Annotated in this window: 11 protein-coding genes and 1 pseudogene; 10 read left to right on the forward strand and 2 right to left on the reverse strand. The window is 74.9% G+C overall.

From position 1 onward, the window contains the following. Window positions 1-7: 7 nt before the first annotated feature. The 7 genes from cysC to EKG83_RS17915 all read left to right on the forward strand — a co-directional run bounded on the left by cysC (window position 8) and on the right by EKG83_RS17915 (window position 7556). A complete protein-coding gene (cysC, locus tag EKG83_RS17885) occupies window positions 8-556 on the forward strand; it encodes an adenylyl-sulfate kinase (RefSeq protein ID WP_051766976.1) in 549 nt (182 codons plus the stop codon). After that, window positions 553-1485: a sulfate adenylyltransferase subunit CysD gene (gene cysD / locus EKG83_RS17890; protein ID WP_084717146.1), complete on the forward strand. Its 933-nt coding sequence runs from the start codon at window positions 553-555 to the stop codon at window positions 1483-1485. Before cysC ends, cysD begins: the two co-directional genes overlap by 4 nt. Continuing rightward, window positions 1485-2768: a sulfate adenylyltransferase subunit 1 gene (locus EKG83_RS17895; RefSeq protein ID WP_033435482.1), complete on the forward strand. Its 1284-nt coding sequence runs from the start codon at window positions 1485-1487 to the stop codon at window positions 2766-2768. Before cysD ends, EKG83_RS17895 begins: the two co-directional genes overlap by 1 nt. Next, window positions 2761-4152 (forward strand): FAD/NAD(P)-binding protein, encoded by a 1392-nt coding sequence (locus EKG83_RS17900; RefSeq protein ID WP_033435481.1) that lies wholly within the window; start codon window positions 2761-2763, stop codon window positions 4150-4152. The genes EKG83_RS17895 and EKG83_RS17900 overlap by 8 nt, the downstream gene beginning before the upstream one ends. Continuing rightward, window positions 4149-5732, forward strand: coding sequence for an aldehyde dehydrogenase family protein (locus EKG83_RS17905; RefSeq protein ID WP_033435480.1), 1584 nt, complete (start codon window positions 4149-4151; stop codon window positions 5730-5732). The genes EKG83_RS17900 and EKG83_RS17905 overlap by 4 nt, the downstream gene beginning before the upstream one ends. Further along, window positions 5729-6193, forward strand: coding sequence for a type II toxin-antitoxin system RatA family toxin (locus EKG83_RS17910; RefSeq protein WP_153278191.1), 465 nt, complete (start codon window positions 5729-5731; stop codon window positions 6191-6193). The genes EKG83_RS17905 and EKG83_RS17910 overlap by 4 nt, the downstream gene beginning before the upstream one ends. Window positions 6194-6662: 469 nt before the next feature. Then, window positions 6663-7556, forward strand: coding sequence for an alpha/beta fold hydrolase (locus EKG83_RS17915; protein ID WP_033435478.1), 894 nt, complete (start codon window positions 6663-6665; stop codon window positions 7554-7556). Window positions 7557-7691: 135 nt separating this feature from the next. Here the strand turns inward: EKG83_RS17915 and EKG83_RS17920 are convergent. Beyond that, window positions 7692-8707 (reverse strand): annotated as a pseudogene (locus tag EKG83_RS17920) (FAD-dependent oxidoreductase). Here EKG83_RS17920 and EKG83_RS17925 point away from each other — a divergent pair. Together EKG83_RS17925 and EKG83_RS17930 are read left to right on the forward strand one after the other, a co-directional pair. Further along, window positions 8698-9366: a TetR/AcrR family transcriptional regulator gene (locus EKG83_RS17925; RefSeq protein WP_033435500.1), complete on the forward strand. Its 669-nt coding sequence runs from the start codon at window positions 8698-8700 to the stop codon at window positions 9364-9366. The pseudogene EKG83_RS17920 and the gene EKG83_RS17925 overlap by 10 nt on opposite strands. A 498-nt stretch (window positions 9367-9864) precedes the next feature. Beyond that, window positions 9865-10572, forward strand: a complete 708-nt coding sequence (locus tag EKG83_RS17930) for a VanZ family protein (RefSeq protein WP_084717145.1) — start codon at window positions 9865-9867, stop codon at window positions 10570-10572. Here the strand turns inward: EKG83_RS17930 and EKG83_RS17935 are convergent. Continuing rightward, window positions 10553-12262, reverse strand: coding sequence for an IlvD/Edd family dehydratase (locus tag EKG83_RS17935; RefSeq protein ID WP_033435477.1), 1710 nt, complete (start codon window positions 12260-12262; stop codon window positions 10553-10555). The genes EKG83_RS17930 and EKG83_RS17935 overlap by 20 nt on opposite strands. Before the next feature lie 178 nt (window positions 12263-12440). Here EKG83_RS17935 and EKG83_RS17940 point away from each other — a divergent pair, with 178 nt between their 5' ends. Then, on the forward strand, window positions 12441-15110 hold the full coding sequence (locus EKG83_RS17940; RefSeq protein WP_407690763.1) for an ATP-binding protein: 2670 nt from the start codon (window positions 12441-12443) through the stop codon (window positions 15108-15110). Window positions 15111-15653 lie beyond the last annotated feature (543 nt).

The following is a 15653-nucleotide window of genomic DNA, read 5'->3' on the forward strand; positions in this document are numbered from 1 at the left end:
AAGACCTGTGACCACCACGCTGTGGTTGACCGGGCTGCCGAGCTCCGGCAAGTCGACGCTGGGGCGGGAGCTGGTGAACCGCTACCAGGGGCAGCGGGCCGTGCAGCACCTGGACGGCGACGTCATCCGCCGGGAGTTCTTCCCGGAGCTCGGTTTCACCAAGGAGGACCGGATCGAGAACGTGCGGCGCATCGGCCGGCTGGCCGCCATGCTCGCCGCCCAGGACGTGCTCGTGGTCGTGTCGGTCATCGCGCCGTTCCGCAGCGCGCGGGCCGAGGTGCGCGAGGCGCACCAGGAGGCGGGCCTGAACTTCGTCGAGGTGCACGTGCACGCCCCCGTGGAGGTGTGCGTGGAGCGCGACGTCAAGGGCCTGTACGCCAAGGCCGAGCGCGGCGAGGTGTCCGGCATGACCGGGCTGAGCGACGTCTACGAGGCGCCGACCACCCCCGAGGTGCGGGTCGACACCTCGGAGTACGGGATCGACGAGTGCCTTGAGCTGATCGACCGAGCCCTGACGCGAGCCGAACAGGACAGCCGGGAGGTGGTGCTGCGATGAGCGCGCCGACGAAGCAACGCCCCACGACCGACGAGCGCGCCGCCACGGGCGTGGCGACGCTGGAGGCCGAGGGCATCCACATCCTGCGGGAGGTCGCGGGCGAGTTCGACCGGCCCGCGCTGCTGTTCTCCGGCGGCAAGGACTCCACCGTGCTGGTGCACCTGGCCGTGCGCGCCTTCGCGCCGCTGCCGCCGCCGTTCACCCTGGTGCACGTCGACACCGGGCACAACTTCCCCGAGGTGCTGCGGTTCCGCGACGAGCTGGTCGAGCGGTACAACCTGAAGCTGCACGTCGCGGAGGTGCAGGACTGGATCGACCGGGGCAAGGTGCAGGAGCGGCCCGACGGCCTGCGCAACCCGCTGCAGACCGTGCCCCTGCTGGACACCATCACCGAGCAGCGCTACGACGCCGTGATCGGCGGCGGCCGGCGCGACGAGGAGCGCTCGCGCGCCAAGGAGCGGGTGTTCAGCGTCCGCGACGCGTTCGGCCGGTGGGACCCCCGCCGCCAGCGCGTGGAGCTGTGGAACCTCTACAACGGCATGCACAAGCCCGGCGAGCACGTCCGGGTGTTCCCGATCTCCAACTGGACCGAGCTGGACGTCTGGCGCTACGTGGCCGAGCGCGACATCGAGCTGCCGTCGCTGTACTTCGCCCACCAGCGCGAGGTCTACCAGCGCGACGGCATGTGGCTCACGCCCGGCCAGTGGGGCGGGCCGGACGACGACGGCGAGCTGGTCGAGAAGACCGTGCGGTACCGCACCGTCGGCGACGGCTCGTGCACCGGCGCGGTCGAGTCCGACGCGGCCACCGTCGAGGACATCATCGAGGAGATCAAGGCCAGCAGGCTCACCGAGCGCGGTGCCAGCCGGGCCGACGACCGGATCTCCGAGGCCGCCATGGAGGACCGCAAGAGGGAGGGGTACTTCTGATGACGACCGACCTGTTGCGGCTGGTGACCGCGGGCAGCGTGGACGACGGCAAGTCCACCCTCGTCGGCCGGCTGCTCTACGACACCAAGTCCGTGCTCAGCGACCAGCTCGACGCGGTGCTGCGCAGCAGCGCCGAGCGGGGCCTGGACAACCCCGACCTGTCGCTGCTGGTCGACGGCCTGCGCGCGGAGCGGGAGCAGGGCATCACCATCGACGTGGCCTACCGGTACTTCGCCACCGCGCGGCGCACGTTCGTGCTGGCCGACACCCCGGGCCACGTCCAGTACCTGCGCAACACCGTCACCGGCGCCTCGACCGCGGACCACGCGGTGCTGCTCACCGACGCCCGCAAGGGCGTGCTGCCGCAGACCCGCAGGCACCTGGCGGTCATGGCGATGCTCGGCGTGCCCGGCATCACCCTGGCGGTGAACAAGCTGGACCTGGTCGACTTCGACCGCGGCACCTTCGAGTCCACCCGCGACGAGTTCGTCGCGCACGCGGTCTCGCTGGGCTACCGGGAGGAGCAGGTCACCGCGATCCCGCTGTCCGCGCTGGCCGGCGACAACGTGGTGACCGAGTCCGAGCACACCCCCTGGTACGACGGGCCGACGCTGCTGGAGCACCTGGAGACCGTGGTGCCCGACCCGCGCGGCAGCGACGTCGGCTTCCGGATGCCCGTGCAGTACGTGCTGCGCGACGGCACCACCGACTACCGCGCCTACGCCGGCCAGGTCGTGGCGGGCGAGGTGGCCCCCGGCGACCACGTCGTGGTGCTGCCCGACGGCACGACCACCACCGTGGTCGAGGTCGGCACGCCCGACGGCCCGGTCGACCGCGCCCACGAGGGCGAGCCGGTGACCCTGGTGCTGGCCGACGAGATCGACATCACCCGCGGCGACCTGATCGCCGCCGCCGACCGCAGGCCGCGGGTGGCCGAGGAGTTCGACGCCACGGTGTGCTGGCTGGCCGAGGAGCCGCTGCGGCCCGGCGCGCGGGTGCTGCTGCGGCACGGCACGCACACCACCGACTGCCGCGTCACGGGCCTGTCCACCAGGTTCGACGAGCAGGAGCTGGCCGTGCTGGACGGGCCGGAGGAGCTGGCGCTCAACGAGATCGGCAAGGTGCGGCTGCACGTGGCCGACCCGCTGCCGGTGGACGACTACCGCGACTGCATCGCCACGGGCGCGTTCCTGCTCATCGAGCCCGGTGACGGCAACACGCTGGCCGCGGGGCTGCTGGGCGACTCGCTGTCGGTGATGGCGCACGGGGCGCGGGATGACTGAGCCGGGCGGGCTGCGGGTGGCCGTCGTCGGCGCCGGCGCGAGCGGGACGCTGGCGGCGGTCCACCTGCTGCGGGCCGCCGCCGACCGGGGCCGGCCGCTGCGGCTGGTCCTGGTCGACCGCAGCGGCGAGTTCGGGCCGGGGCGGGCCTACCGCACCGACGACCCCGCGCACCTGCTCAACACCCCGGCGGCGCGGATGAGCGCGCTGGCCGACGACCCGGACCACTTCGTGCGCTGGAACCGGGAGCTGGGCCGGGACGTGGACGGCGGGGCGTTCCTGCCGCGCGGCGAGTACGGCCGGTACCTGGGGGAGGCGTTGCTGGCCGAGGAGCGCCGGGCGCGCGGGGTCGCGGTGGTCGAGCGGGTCGCGGCCACCGTGACCGGGCTGTCCGACGACGGGTCGGGCGGTGGTGGCCTGGTCGTAGAGCTGGCCGGTCGGGCGCCGGTGCGCGTGGACTTCGCGGTGCTGGCGCCCGGCGTGGGCGGCGGCGACCCGTTCGCCGGGCTGCTGCCCACCGGCTCGCCCCGCTACGTGGCCGACCCGTGGGACGGTCCGGTGGCGATCACCGACGACTCGCCCGTGCTGGTGCTGGGCACCGGTCTGTCCATGATGGACCTGGCCATCTCGGTGACCCGGGCGCACCCGGCCGCGGTGGTGCACGCGGTGTCCCGGCACGGCCTGCTGCCCCGCCCCCACCGCACCGGTCGCGCGCCGGTGGCGCCGCCACCCGGTCCGGGCCTGCCGGAGCACGTCGGCTCGCTGCGCGACCTGCTGGGCTTCGCGCGCCGGGGCGTGGCCGCGGACCCGGACCGGTGGCGCGACTTCGTCGACCGCCTGCGGCCGCACGCCCCGCGCCTGTGGCAGCAGCTCGACCTGACCGACCGGCGGCGCTTCCTGGACCGCGTCAACCGGTACTGGGACGTGCACCGCCACCGCGCCGCACCCGCCACGCACCGGCGCGTGCGGGCCCTGATGGGCACCGGCCGGCTCCACGTGCACCGCGGCCGGGTGGCGTGCCTGCGGCCCGTCGCGGACGGCTTCGAGGCCGACCTGGTCACGCCGGCCGGGCCCCGGTCACTGCGCGTCGGCTGGGTGGTCAACGCCACCGGGTTCCGCGGCGACGTCACCGACCGCCCGGACCCGCTGCTGCGCCGGCTGCTCGACGACGGCACCGCCCGTCCCGACCCGCTGGGCCTGGGCCTGACCACCGGCCGCGACGGGCGCGTGCTCGACCGACGGGGCGCGCCGAGACCGGTGTTCGTGCTCGGCGCGCTGCGCCGGGGCGAGCTGTTCGAGAGCACCGCGGTACCCGAGATCCGAGCCCAGGCCCAGGCCGTCGCCGCGACCGCGATGGCGGTTCCCGGAAGAGAGGTGACGACATGACCACGCGTGAACCCGTGATGTACCCGGCGTACATCGGCGGCAAGGACGTCGAGCACCCCGAGGGGAAGTACGTCCACACGGTCGCCGCCCGCGCCGTGCTGGAGGACACCTTCCCCGCCCTGGCCCTCAAGCGGGACCTGGACGCGGGCCTGGTCGACGCCCGCTCCGCCGGTCCCGCCGTGGTGGGCGGCTGCGCCCTGGCCGACGACGACATGGCCCGGTACGCGCTGGAGTCGGCGGCGCGCGCCGCGCCCGAGTGGGCCCGCGTGCCGTTGCAGGACCGCATCGCCGTCGGCGTGCGCATCGGCGAGCGGCTGCGCGAGCGGCGGGACGACATCGTCGAGCTGCTGGTGGCCGAGGGGCAGCCGCGCGACCTGGCCGGGCCGACCCTGGACGAGTACTGGTACGCGGACTACAGCCTGGAGACGCTGCACTGGTGCGCCGGGCAGATGGCGTGGACCCGCGACCGCGGCGCCGGGCGGGCCGTGGTCCGCCGCGTGCCCGACGGCGTGGTGTGCGTGAACCCGCCGCAGAACGCGTCCACGCCCAACGCGCTGTTCGGCGTGTCGGCGCTGCTGGCGGGCAACGCGGTGGTGGTGCGCGCGCCGCGCGGCGTGCCGCTGGCCACCACGTACGCGCTGCGCGAGGTCGTCGTGCCGGTGCTGGAGGAGGCCGGCGCGCCGGCGGGCGTGCTCAACATCCTGTGCGGCCCGCCGATGACGGACCTGTGGCTGGAGAGCCCGCACGTCAACGACATCGTCTACGTCGGCGGCAGCGCCAAGGGCCTGGAGTTCGAGCGCGCCGCCGTGGCCGCGGGCAAGAAACCGGTGCTGGAGCTGGCCGGCAACGACTGCGTGGTGGTGTGGAAGGACGCCGACCTCGACGGGGCGGTCCGGGCCATCGCGGAGAACTTCCGCCAGTCCGGGCAGATCTGCAACATCCCCAACCACGTGGTGGCGCACCCGGAGATCGCCGACGAGCTGCTCGACCGCCTGGTGGGCGAGGCCGCCGCGACCAGGCCCGGCTACCCCGACGAGCCCGGCGTGGTGCTGACCCCGGTGCTCATGGCGCGGGCGCACTTCGCCAACGTCGCCGACGCGGTCAGCCGGGGCGCGAAGCTCCTGCACGGCGGCCGCCGCCTGGAGGTGGACGGCACGCCGTCCGACACCGGGCTGTTCGTCGAGCCGACCGTGCTGCGGGTCGACGGGCTGCGGGTGGCCGACGGGACGCCCGCGGTGCGCGAGGAGACGTTCTCCCCGCTGGTGCCCGTGGTGGTGCCCGAGCCGGACGACGACGAGGCCGTGTTCGACGAGGTGCTGCGCTTCGTCGGCGGCAACGCCTACGGGCTGCGCAACTCGTTCTGGGTGCGCGACGAGCGGCTGGTGAACCGGATCGCCGCCGAGGTGACCCACGGCGGCGTGGTCAACGTCAACGACTCGCACTCGGCGTTCCGCCCGTTCCTGCCCACGCACGGCGGTACCGGGTTGACCGGCGGCGCGTTCGGCGAGGCGAACTACCTGATGCTGAGGACGACCCGGCTGCAAGGAGTCAACATCGTGCGAGGAGGAGCGTGGCGATGACCGAGCACAGCGTGGTCCTGACGGCCTCGGTGCCCGCGGACGAGGTCTTCGCCCTGCTGCGACGGCAGGAGCGGTTCCCCGACGTGTCGGCCGACATCGAGTCGGTGGCGGCGGAGGGGGAGGACCGGTACCGGTACGCGCTGCGCTTCCGCGGTGGGGTGGCGCACTGGGTGCAGCGGGTCGAGGTCGAGGGGCGGGTGCTGCGGTTCGAGCAGGTCGAAGGCGATTTCGTGGCGCTCGGCGGTGCGTGGGAGGTCGTGCCGGTCGAAGGGGGGAGCGAGGTGACGTACCGGGTGTCGTTCCGGACCAGCGTGCCGCACCTGGCCGGGGCGATCGACCCGATGATCGCGCGGGTGCTGCTGCGGGCCGCGGTGGCCGTGGTGACCGGGCTGGCCGGGCCGGCGCGGGTGGTCGAGGGTGCGGCGGCCCTGCACGACGAGATCTCCGTGGTGGGTTCCTGATCCACCGGGAGCCCAGGGTTCCCGGTCCACCGGGAGTCGTGGGTTCCCGGCCCACGGGTGCTGTGGGCTTCCGGCCCGCGGGGTGCCGTGGGTTCCCGACCCGCCGGGTGAGGGAGCGGCCGCAGGGGTGTGGCCGCTGCTGCCGGGGGGCCGCGTGGGTCCGTCGCCGTCGGGTCGTCCGGTGGCGGGCACGCGTTGGTCCCCCGGCAGATCACTTTCTGCTCAGCACCCGCCAAGCTTCCAGCCCCGCCCTGCCCCACGCTGCCCTGGCCCGCCCTGGCCTGGCCCGCCGCAGCCTGCCCTGCCCCGTCCCGCCTCAGCTCGCCCTACCCGCCCCGCCCTTGTCCCTGCCCGCCCCACCCTCCTGCCTCGAACAATCACCCTCCGCAATCCCAGCCCCACGAAATTCCCACTTTCGTGGCAACACGATGAGGTGTTTGGTCCCCCTCCCGCTGCGAAACCTGGTGGTATGACTCGTTCGCACGAACCCGTCACCGTCAGCCACCGCACCGTCGACGTCGACGGCATCGAGATCTTCTACCGCGAGGCGGGCCCCGAGGACGCGCCGGTCCTCCTCCTCCCGCACGGCTACCCCTCCTCCTCGTTCCAGTTCCGCAACCTCATGCCCGCCCTGGGCGACCGCTGGCGGTGCGTCGCGCCCGACTACCCCGGTTTCGGCTACAGCGCCACCCCCGCCCCCGACCGCTTCTCCTACACCTTCACCGGCTACGCCGACTTCCTGCGCCGCTTCACCGAGGTGCTGGGACTGACCCGCTACGCGATCTACCTCCACGACTACGGCACCCAGTTCGGCCTGAAGCTGGCCATGCACGCCCCCGACCGCGTCACCGCCCTGATCATCCAGAACGGCGACGTCTACGAGGACCAGCACGGCCCGAAGTACAAGCCGCTCAAGGACTACTGGTCCAACCCCACCGACGAGGGCCGCGCCGAGTTGGCCACCGCGGTGACCGAGGAGGGCTTCCGCGACGAGTTCGTCGGCGAGATCCCCGAGCACCTGGTCGACCGGGTCAGCCCCGACCTGTGGCGGCTGTCGTGGTCGCTGATGGACCGGCCGGACCGCCGGGAGAACCTGGTCAACCTCATCGCCGACCAGGCGCGCACCCTGGACTGGTTCGCCGACGAGCAGGCGTACCTGCGCGAGCACCAACCGCCCACCCTCATCGTGTGGGGCCCGCACGACGGGTACATGCCCGAGGGCGCCGCCCGCGCCTACCTGCGCGACCTGCCCGACGCCGAGCTGCACCTGATCGAGGGCGGCCACTGGGCGCTGGAGACCAACCTCGACGAGATCGTCCCGCTGGTCCGCGACTTCCTGGACCGGACCCTGCCCACGCCGTGAGCCACGACCGGTCGCGGGGGCGCGAAGTGGGGGAAGCGGCCCCGTGACCGGTCGTGCCCCGGCGACGGCACCCGGGACCGTTGTCCGACAAGCGGGTCCGCCCGCCCCCTGCGGCCGCGCGAACTCAGGCTCGTCTCAGGAGGCCCGCTCGATCCCGGTCAGCATGGCGACCACGCTGTGGGGCGCGTCGTCACCGAGCATGACCTCGTAGGTGTCGTCCCCTCCCGCAGCGGCCGCACGCGCGAACACGGCCTGTTCGTACCCGGCGAGCGCGGCCTCCACGTCGTCGGGGCGCGCGGCGATGGCCCGGCCGAGTTCGGCGCCGTCCAGCATGGCCAGGTTGGCGCCCTCGCCGTTGGGCGGCATGAGGTGGGCGGCGTCGCCGAGCAGGGTCACCCCGGGGACGCGGTCCCAGCGGTGCCCGGTCGGCAGCGCGTGGAGGCGGCGCAGGACCGGCGGGGTGTCGCTGTCGGTGATCAGGGCGGTGAGTTCGGGGGCCCAGCCGTCGAACTCCTCGACGACCCGCGCCGTCACGGCGGCGTCACCGGCGAGCCAGTCCCGCGGCTTCAGCAGTTGCGCGTACGCGTGGAGCGTCCCGTCCCCCTCCCGGTGGGCCAGGATGCCCCTGCCCGGCGCGAGCGCGAAGAGCGTCCCGGCGCCGACCGCCGCCGCGGCGACCACGCGCCGTCCGCGCCGACGAGCAGGCTCGTGACGACGGTGGTGCCGTCGGCCAGGCCCACCTCGTGGCGGCCCTCGCCCAGTGCCCGCGCACCGGTCACCTCGCGCCCCCACCGGACCGCGCCGCGCGGGAGCGAGTCGAGCAGCAGGTGCCGCAGCTCGCCGCGCTGCACCTCGGGACGCTCGCCGGTGCCGTCGTCGGGTCGGTCGAGCAGGACGGTCCCGTCCGCGTCGAGGACCCGGTAGGACTCGCGGCCTTCGAGGACGAGTGCGCGGAACCCCTCGGTCAGGCCCGCCGCCTCCAGCGCCGACTGGCCGGTCCGGGGGTGGATGTCGAGCATCCCGCCCTGGCGGCGCGAGGTGGGTGAGGGTTCCGCCTCGTAGACGGTGACCGGGATGCCGTGCACGTGCAGGACGCGGGCCAGCACGAGGCCGCCGAGGCCGGCGCCGATGATCGTGACCGGTGTGGCCATGGGGTCCCCCTTGTTGGGCGGACGCGCTGTCCAAGGAGCTGATCGTCGCGGTCGCGACCGAACTCCTCGACGCCGGCGGCGAGGCCGCGCTGACCTTCCGCGCGCTCACCGCCCGGCTGAGCACCGGTTACGGGGCGATCTACCACCACGTCGCGAACAAGAGCGACCTGCTCGCCGCCGCCACCGACGACGTCATCGCCGCCGTCGTGACCGGGGTGGTCGTCGACGCGGAGCCGCGGGAGGCCCTGCGCGCCCTCGCCCTGGGCCTGTTCGACGCGATCGACGCGCACCCCTGGGTCGGCGCCCAGCTCGCCCGGGAACCGTGGCGCCCCGCGCTGCTGGAGGTCTACGAGGGCATCGGCGGGCTGCTCGACGCGCTCGGCGTGCCCGAGCGGGCGCTCCTCGACGCCGCGGGCGCGCTCGTGAACTACGTCCTCGGCGTCGCCGGGCAGAACGCCGCGAACGCCCGGGCCCTGGCCGGCGGCGAGGAGGACCGGGCGGACTTCCTGGCCGGCGTCGCCGCCCGGTGGTCGCGGCTCGACCCCGACAGGTACCCGTTCGCGCACAAGGCCGCGGCGCGGCTGCGCGAGCACGACGACCGCGAGCAGTTCCTCGCCGGTGTCGACATCTTTCTGGCCGGGATCGCGGCGCTCCGGTAGGCGGGGCACGTCGTCGCGGCACAGCGTCCTCGGCAGTCGTTGGGCCGGCCTGCCCGAGGCCGACACCGGCGGGTTGCTGCCCGCCGCGCGGCAACCCGCCGGCGCTGCTGGAGCTGCCCGGGACGGATGGGTTCGACCTGCCGGGGACGTCCTCCGCGTCGAGCCGGGGCGGTGACCCGACCCTGCCGTGGGCCGCCGCCCGCGAGCTGGGCATCGACGTCGGCGCGGGGGCCGCCGCGGGGGCGTCCGGCCCTGTCTCGCCCAGGTGACCTCCGGTGCCGTGCACACCGGCGACTTCGCCACGGCGATGTCGACCATCGCTAAGAGGCGATCGCCGATGCCGCCGGCGCACCACCGATGACGTACCCCCGCCAGCACCTGGCGACCGTGCGCGGCCGCCTGGGCGGCGTGCGAGTCCCCGGCCGAACGCGCCGTGTATCGCGGACGTATCCAAAACCGCATACACCGCCGCAACGGCCCCACCTCTCCAATAAGGCCATGACGCAGAGCGCACCCCCGTCAGCGCCGCCCCGCCGCACGCGCGGGATCGTGCTCGTCTGCCTGGCGGTCCTATGCCTGGCGGCCGTGCTGTTCGTCGTGCGGCGGCCGCTCATGATGTCCGCTCCGGCGTGCCTGGCCGGGCGGTGGCACGGCTGCCTCGACACGGAGAACGGCGTGCTGCTCATGACGCTGGTCACGCTCCCGCCGGCGTTCCTGGTGGCGTGCGCCCTGGCACTGCGCCGGCGTGCCGCCGGGGTCGCCTTCGCGTGGCGGAGGTCGTTGGCCGAGGTGGGCATGGTCCACGGGACGGTGCCGTTCGTGTGGATGACCCTGATGCCGGGCCCGGGTGCCGGCACCGTCCCCGGTCGGGTGAGCCTGGTCCCGCTGCGGGACCTGGTCACCATGGGGCCGCTCGGGATCGGCGGCAACCTGCTGGTCTTCGCGGCGCTCGGGTTCTTCGCCCCGGTGCGGTTCGCGGCGCTGGCGTCCGTGACGCGGGTCCTCGCGCTCGGGGCGGGCTGCTCGGTCCTGGTCGAGACCGCCCAGTACGCCCTGCAGCTCGACCGGGTGTCCTCCGTGGACGACGTGCTGGTCAACGCCGCCGGCGCGGTGCTGGCCGGGCTGGCGTCGCGCCGCTGGTGGCACCCCGGCGGCCCGACCCCGCCCCGCGACCGGGCCGGCGGGTTCAGTGCGACTCGCGGCTGACCCGCGACCCGCTGGAGCCGAGGAGGAAGTCCAGGTCGGCGCCGGTGTCGGCCTGGAGGACGTGGTCGACGTAGAGGCGTTCCCAGCCGCGGCGGGGGGTGGCGAACCCGGCGACGGTGGCGTCGTTGGGCGTGCGGGCGGCCAGCTCCTCGTCGGGCACCTCGACGTCGATGCGGCGGGCTTCGACGTCCAGGCTGATCACGTCGCCGGTGCGCACCAGGGCGAGCGGGCCGCCGGCAGCGGCCTCGGGTGCCACGTGCAGCACGACGGTGCCGTAGGCGGTGCCGGACATGCGGCCGTCGCAGACGCGGACCATGTCGCGCACGCCCTGTTCGAGCAGCTTCTTGGGCAGCGGCATGTTGGCCACCTCGGGCATGCCGGGGTAGCCCCTGGGGCCGCAGCCGCGCAGCACGAGGACGGAGTCGGCGTCCACGTCCAGGTCGGGGTCGTCGACGCGGGCGTGGAAGTCCTCGACGGAGTCGAACACGACGGCGCGGCCCCGGTGCCGCAGCAGGTGCGGTGACGCCGCGGCCGGCTTGACCAGCGCGCCGCGCGGGGCGAGGTTGCCGCGCAGCACCGCGATCCCGCCGCGCTCGACCAGGGGTGCCGCGCGGGGGCGGATGACCTCCGGGTCCCAGGTCGGGGCGTCGTCGAGGTAGGAGACCAGGGGTCTGCCGGTGACGGTCAGCGCGTCGGGGTCGAGCAGGTCGCGGACCTCGCGCAGCACGGCGGGCAGGCCGCCGGCGCGGTGGAGGTCGTCCATGAGGAACCGGCCGGCGGGCAGCAGGTCGACCAGCACCGGCACGTCGGAGCCGATGCGGTCGAAGTCGTCCAGGGTCAGGTCGATCCCGAGGCGGCCGGCGATGGCCAGCAGGTGCACGACGGCGTTGGTCGAGCCGCCGATCGCGGCCAGGGCGACGATGGCGTTGTGGAAGGAAGCCCTGGTCAGGAACGTGCTGGGGCGGCGGTCGGCGGTGACCAGCTCCACGGTCAGCCGACCGGTGCGGTGGGCGGCCTCCAGCAGGCGGCTGTCCGGGGCCGGGGTGCCCGCCACGCCGGGGACGACGGTGCCCAGGGCCTCGGCGACCAGCGCCATGGTCGAGGCGGTGCCCATGGTGTTGCAGTGCCCCCGGCTGCGGATCATCGCCGACTCCGACCGGGTGAACTGCTCGGCGGACAGCGAGCCGGCGCGCACCTCCTCCGACAGCCGCCACACGTCGGTGCCGCACCCGAGCGGCACGCCGCGGAAGGTGCCGGTGAGCATGGGGCCGCCGGGCACGACCACGGCGGGCAGGTCGACCGAGGCGGCGGCCATGAGCAGCGACGGGATGGTCTTGTCGCAGCCGCCCAGCAGCACCACGCCGTCGATCGGGTTGGCGCGCAGCATCTCCTCGGTGGCCATCGCGGCCATGTTGCGCCACAGCATCGCGGTGGGGCGGACCTGCGTCTCGCCCAGCGACACCACCGGCAGCTCCAGCGGGATGCCGCCCGCCTCGTGGATGCCGTCGCGCACCGACGCGGCGACCTCGGTCAGGTGGGCGTTGCACGGGGTGAGGTCGGAGGCGGTGTTGGCGATGGCGATCTGGGGGCGGTCGAAGGCGTCGCCGGGCACGCCCCGCCGCATCCAGGCGCGGTGGATGTAGGCGTTGCGGCCGTCCCCCGCGTACCACTCGGCGCTCCGGAGCGTCACGTGCGACCGCCTTCCACCCGTCGAAACGATGGTCTGACCCGTGGAATGCGAGCAACGATAACCACCTGTCGGCGGAAGCGACAGAGCCCGCGACGTCGGTGCCCGCGGCCGGCGGTCGACGTCCACGTGCTGGCTGGCGCGGCTGACGGTGGATACCGTGGTGACGGGAGGTCGGTTGGTGGAGCCGACGCAGGCGGTGCACCGCACGATCGTCGTGGTGGACGTCGAGGGCTTCGGCGACCCGCGCCGGACCCTGCCCCACCAGCTCGGTACCCGGGCGGGCCTCTACCGGGTGGTCGCCGACGCCGTGCGCGCGGCCGGCGTGCCGTGGGAGGACTGCTACCACGAGGACCGCGGCGACGGCGTGTTCGTGCTGGTCCCGCCGGGCTACGCCAAGGCCCCGCTGGTGGAGGTGCTGCCCGGGGCGCTGGTGGCGGCGCTGCGGGCGCACAACGACGCCGGCCCGGCCGCGCAGCGGGTCCGGCTGCGCGTGGCGGTGCACGCCGGTGAGGTGGCCTTCGACGGGCACGGGACCACGTCCACCGCGGTCACCACGGCGTTCCGGCTGCTGGACGCGCCGGCGGTGCGCGCGGCGCTCGCGGACTCCCCCGGGCTGGTCGTGCTGGTGGTGTCCCGCTGGGTCTTCGACGAGGTGGTCCGCCACTCCGCGGTGCTCGACCCCGCGACGTTCCGGCCGGTGGCGGTGTCGGTGAAGGAGGTCCGCGACACCGCCTGGATCGCCCTGCCCGACCACCCCCACCCCGCCGACCCGGCGGTGCTCGACCGGCCCGCACCCGCCGACGGCGACGCCACGGCGCCCCGGCAGCTGCCCGCGCCGCCGGTCCCGTTCGTCGGCCGCGAGGAGCACCTGGCCGACCTGGACCGCGTCCTGACCGCGGCCGACGACGGATCGGCGGTGCTGATCTCCGCGCTGGGCGGTGCGGGCGGCATCGGCAAGACCTGGCTGGCGCTCCACTGGGCCCACCGCAACGCCCACCGCTTCCCCGACGGGCAGTTGTTCGTCGACCTGCGCGGCTTCAGCCCCGACGGCCAACCCCTGCACCCCGCGGCCGCGGTGCGCGGGTTCCTCGACGCCTTCGGCGTCGACCCCGGCCGGCTGCCCACCGACCTGGACGCGCAGGCGGCGCTGTACCGCGGCCTGGTGGCGGGCAAACGGGTGCTGGTCGTGCTGGACAACGCCGCCACCGCCGACCAGGTCGTCCCGCTGCTGCCCGGCACGCGCACCTGCACCGTGCTGGTCACCGGCCGCACGACGCTGTCCTCCCTGATCGACCGCTACGGCGCCCGCCACCTGCACCTGGACGTCCTCACCCGCGACGAGGCCCGCGCCCTGCTGGCCTCGCGCCTGGGGGACCGGCGGGTCGAGGACGAACGCGCCGTGACCGACGAGCTGGTGGAGCTGTGCGGGCGCCACCCGCTGGCGCTGGCGATCACCGCCCGCCACGCCGCCACCCGCCCGCAGGTGCCGCTGGCCGAGGTCGCCGCCGAGCTGCGCGAGCTGGGCCTGGACATGCTCGACGACGACGATCCCGCGGCCAGCCTGCCCGCGGTGCTGTCGTGGTCCCGGCGCCACCTCGCCGACCGGCAGCAGGAGGTGTTCGCGCTGCTCGGGGTCGCGCCCGGCCCGGACATCGACCTGCCCGCCGCCGCCTCGCTCACCGGCCTGGCCGAGGCGCACGCGCGCAGGGCCCTGCGCGGCCTGGTCGACGCCTCCCTGCTCGACCAGCACCCGCACGGCCGCTACGCGATGCACGACCTGGTCCGCGCCTACGCCGCCACCACGGCCCACGACCTGCCCGAACCGGTGCGGCGGGCGGCGCTGGCCCGGGTCGTCGACCACTACCTGCACACCGCCTTCGCCGCCGAACGCCTCCTGACCCCGCACCGCGAACCGGTCCGGCTCGACCCGCCGAGCCCCGGCGCCCACCCCCACCCGCTGCCCGACGTCCCGACCGCCCTGTCCTGGCTGGACACCCACCACCCGCACCTGCTGGCCGCCCAGCACACCGCCGCCGCCCACCACCGCCACCAGGCCGTGTGGCAGCTGGCCTGGAGCCTGAGCACCTTCCACCAGTGGCGGGGCCACCGCCACGACGTGCTGGTCGTGTGGCAGGCCGCCGCCGACGCCGCCGACCACCTGCCCGACCCGGCCACCCGTCCCCACGCCCACCGGCTCCTCGGCCTCGCCCACGCCGAGCTGGGCAGGCACGACCAGGCCCTCGACCACCTGCACCGGGCCCTCGCCCTGGCCGAGCACCACCACGACCCCGGCCAGCAGGCCCCCACCCACCACGCCCTGGCGTGGGCCTGGGAGCTGCACGGGGACGACCGGCGCGCCCTGGGGTACTCGCGCCGCGCCCTGGACCTCTACCGGGCCCTGGACCAGCCGGTGTGGGAGGCCAACGCGCTCAACACGGTGGCCTGGCTGGCCGCCCACGTGGGCGAGTTCGACACCGCCCGCGACCATTGCCAGGACGCCCTCGCGCTGCACCGCCACCACCGCTACCTCATCGGCGAGGCGCACACCCTGGACACCCTGGGCTACATCGAGCACCACACCGGCCACCACCGCCGGGCCGTCGGGTACTACCAGCAGGCCACCGCCCTGTTCCGCACCCTGGGCGACACCGCGTCGGCCGCCGTGGCCCTCGACTACCTCGGTCACCCCCACGCCGCCCTCGGCCACCACGACCGGGCCCGCGCGGCCTGGCGGGAGGCCCTGGAGCTGTACCGCCGACTGGGCCGCGAGGCCGATGCCGAACGCGTCCAACGGCAGCTCGACGGCCTCCGCGGCACCGTCGACGACGGTGCGGACAGGACTCGTTGACCGCTGGGGGTTGTTCGGCGGGGGAGTTGCGGTTCGGGCAGGACCTGGTGTGGGCGCTGCCGCGGGAGCAGCACCCGGACCTCGCACTCCGGGACGTCGAGGGTGGCCGGGACAACCAGCAGTGGCGCCTCGGGGCGGAGCTGGGCGTGCGCCTGCCGCTGCCCACGCCCCCGCCCTGCCGCGCACCGAGCAGGAGTGGCTGCCCGTGTTGGGCGTGCACCTGCCGCTGCCCACGCCCACCCTGGTACGCGTCGGCGAACCCTCGGCCCTGTTCGGGCACACCTAGACGGTCACGCGCTGGGTCGAGGGCGAGCCGGCGGACCGCGCGCCGGTCACCCGCGCCGACGCGGCCGAGGCCCTCGCCGGTTCCCTCCGGGCCCTGCACCGGCGGGCACCCGCGCACGCCCCGGCCAACCCCGGGCGCGGTGTCCCGCTCGCCGGGGTGCTCGACTTCGGCGAGATGTGCGCGGGCGGTCCGGCGACCGAACCTGTCGGCCGCCCGGGTCCTGCTGCCCGCGGGTGCGGCGAACCGGTTCTTCGACG

It is taken from the genome of Saccharothrix syringae, assembly GCF_009498035.1.
GTDB lineage: Bacteria > Actinomycetota > Actinomycetes > Mycobacteriales > Pseudonocardiaceae > Actinosynnema > Actinosynnema syringae.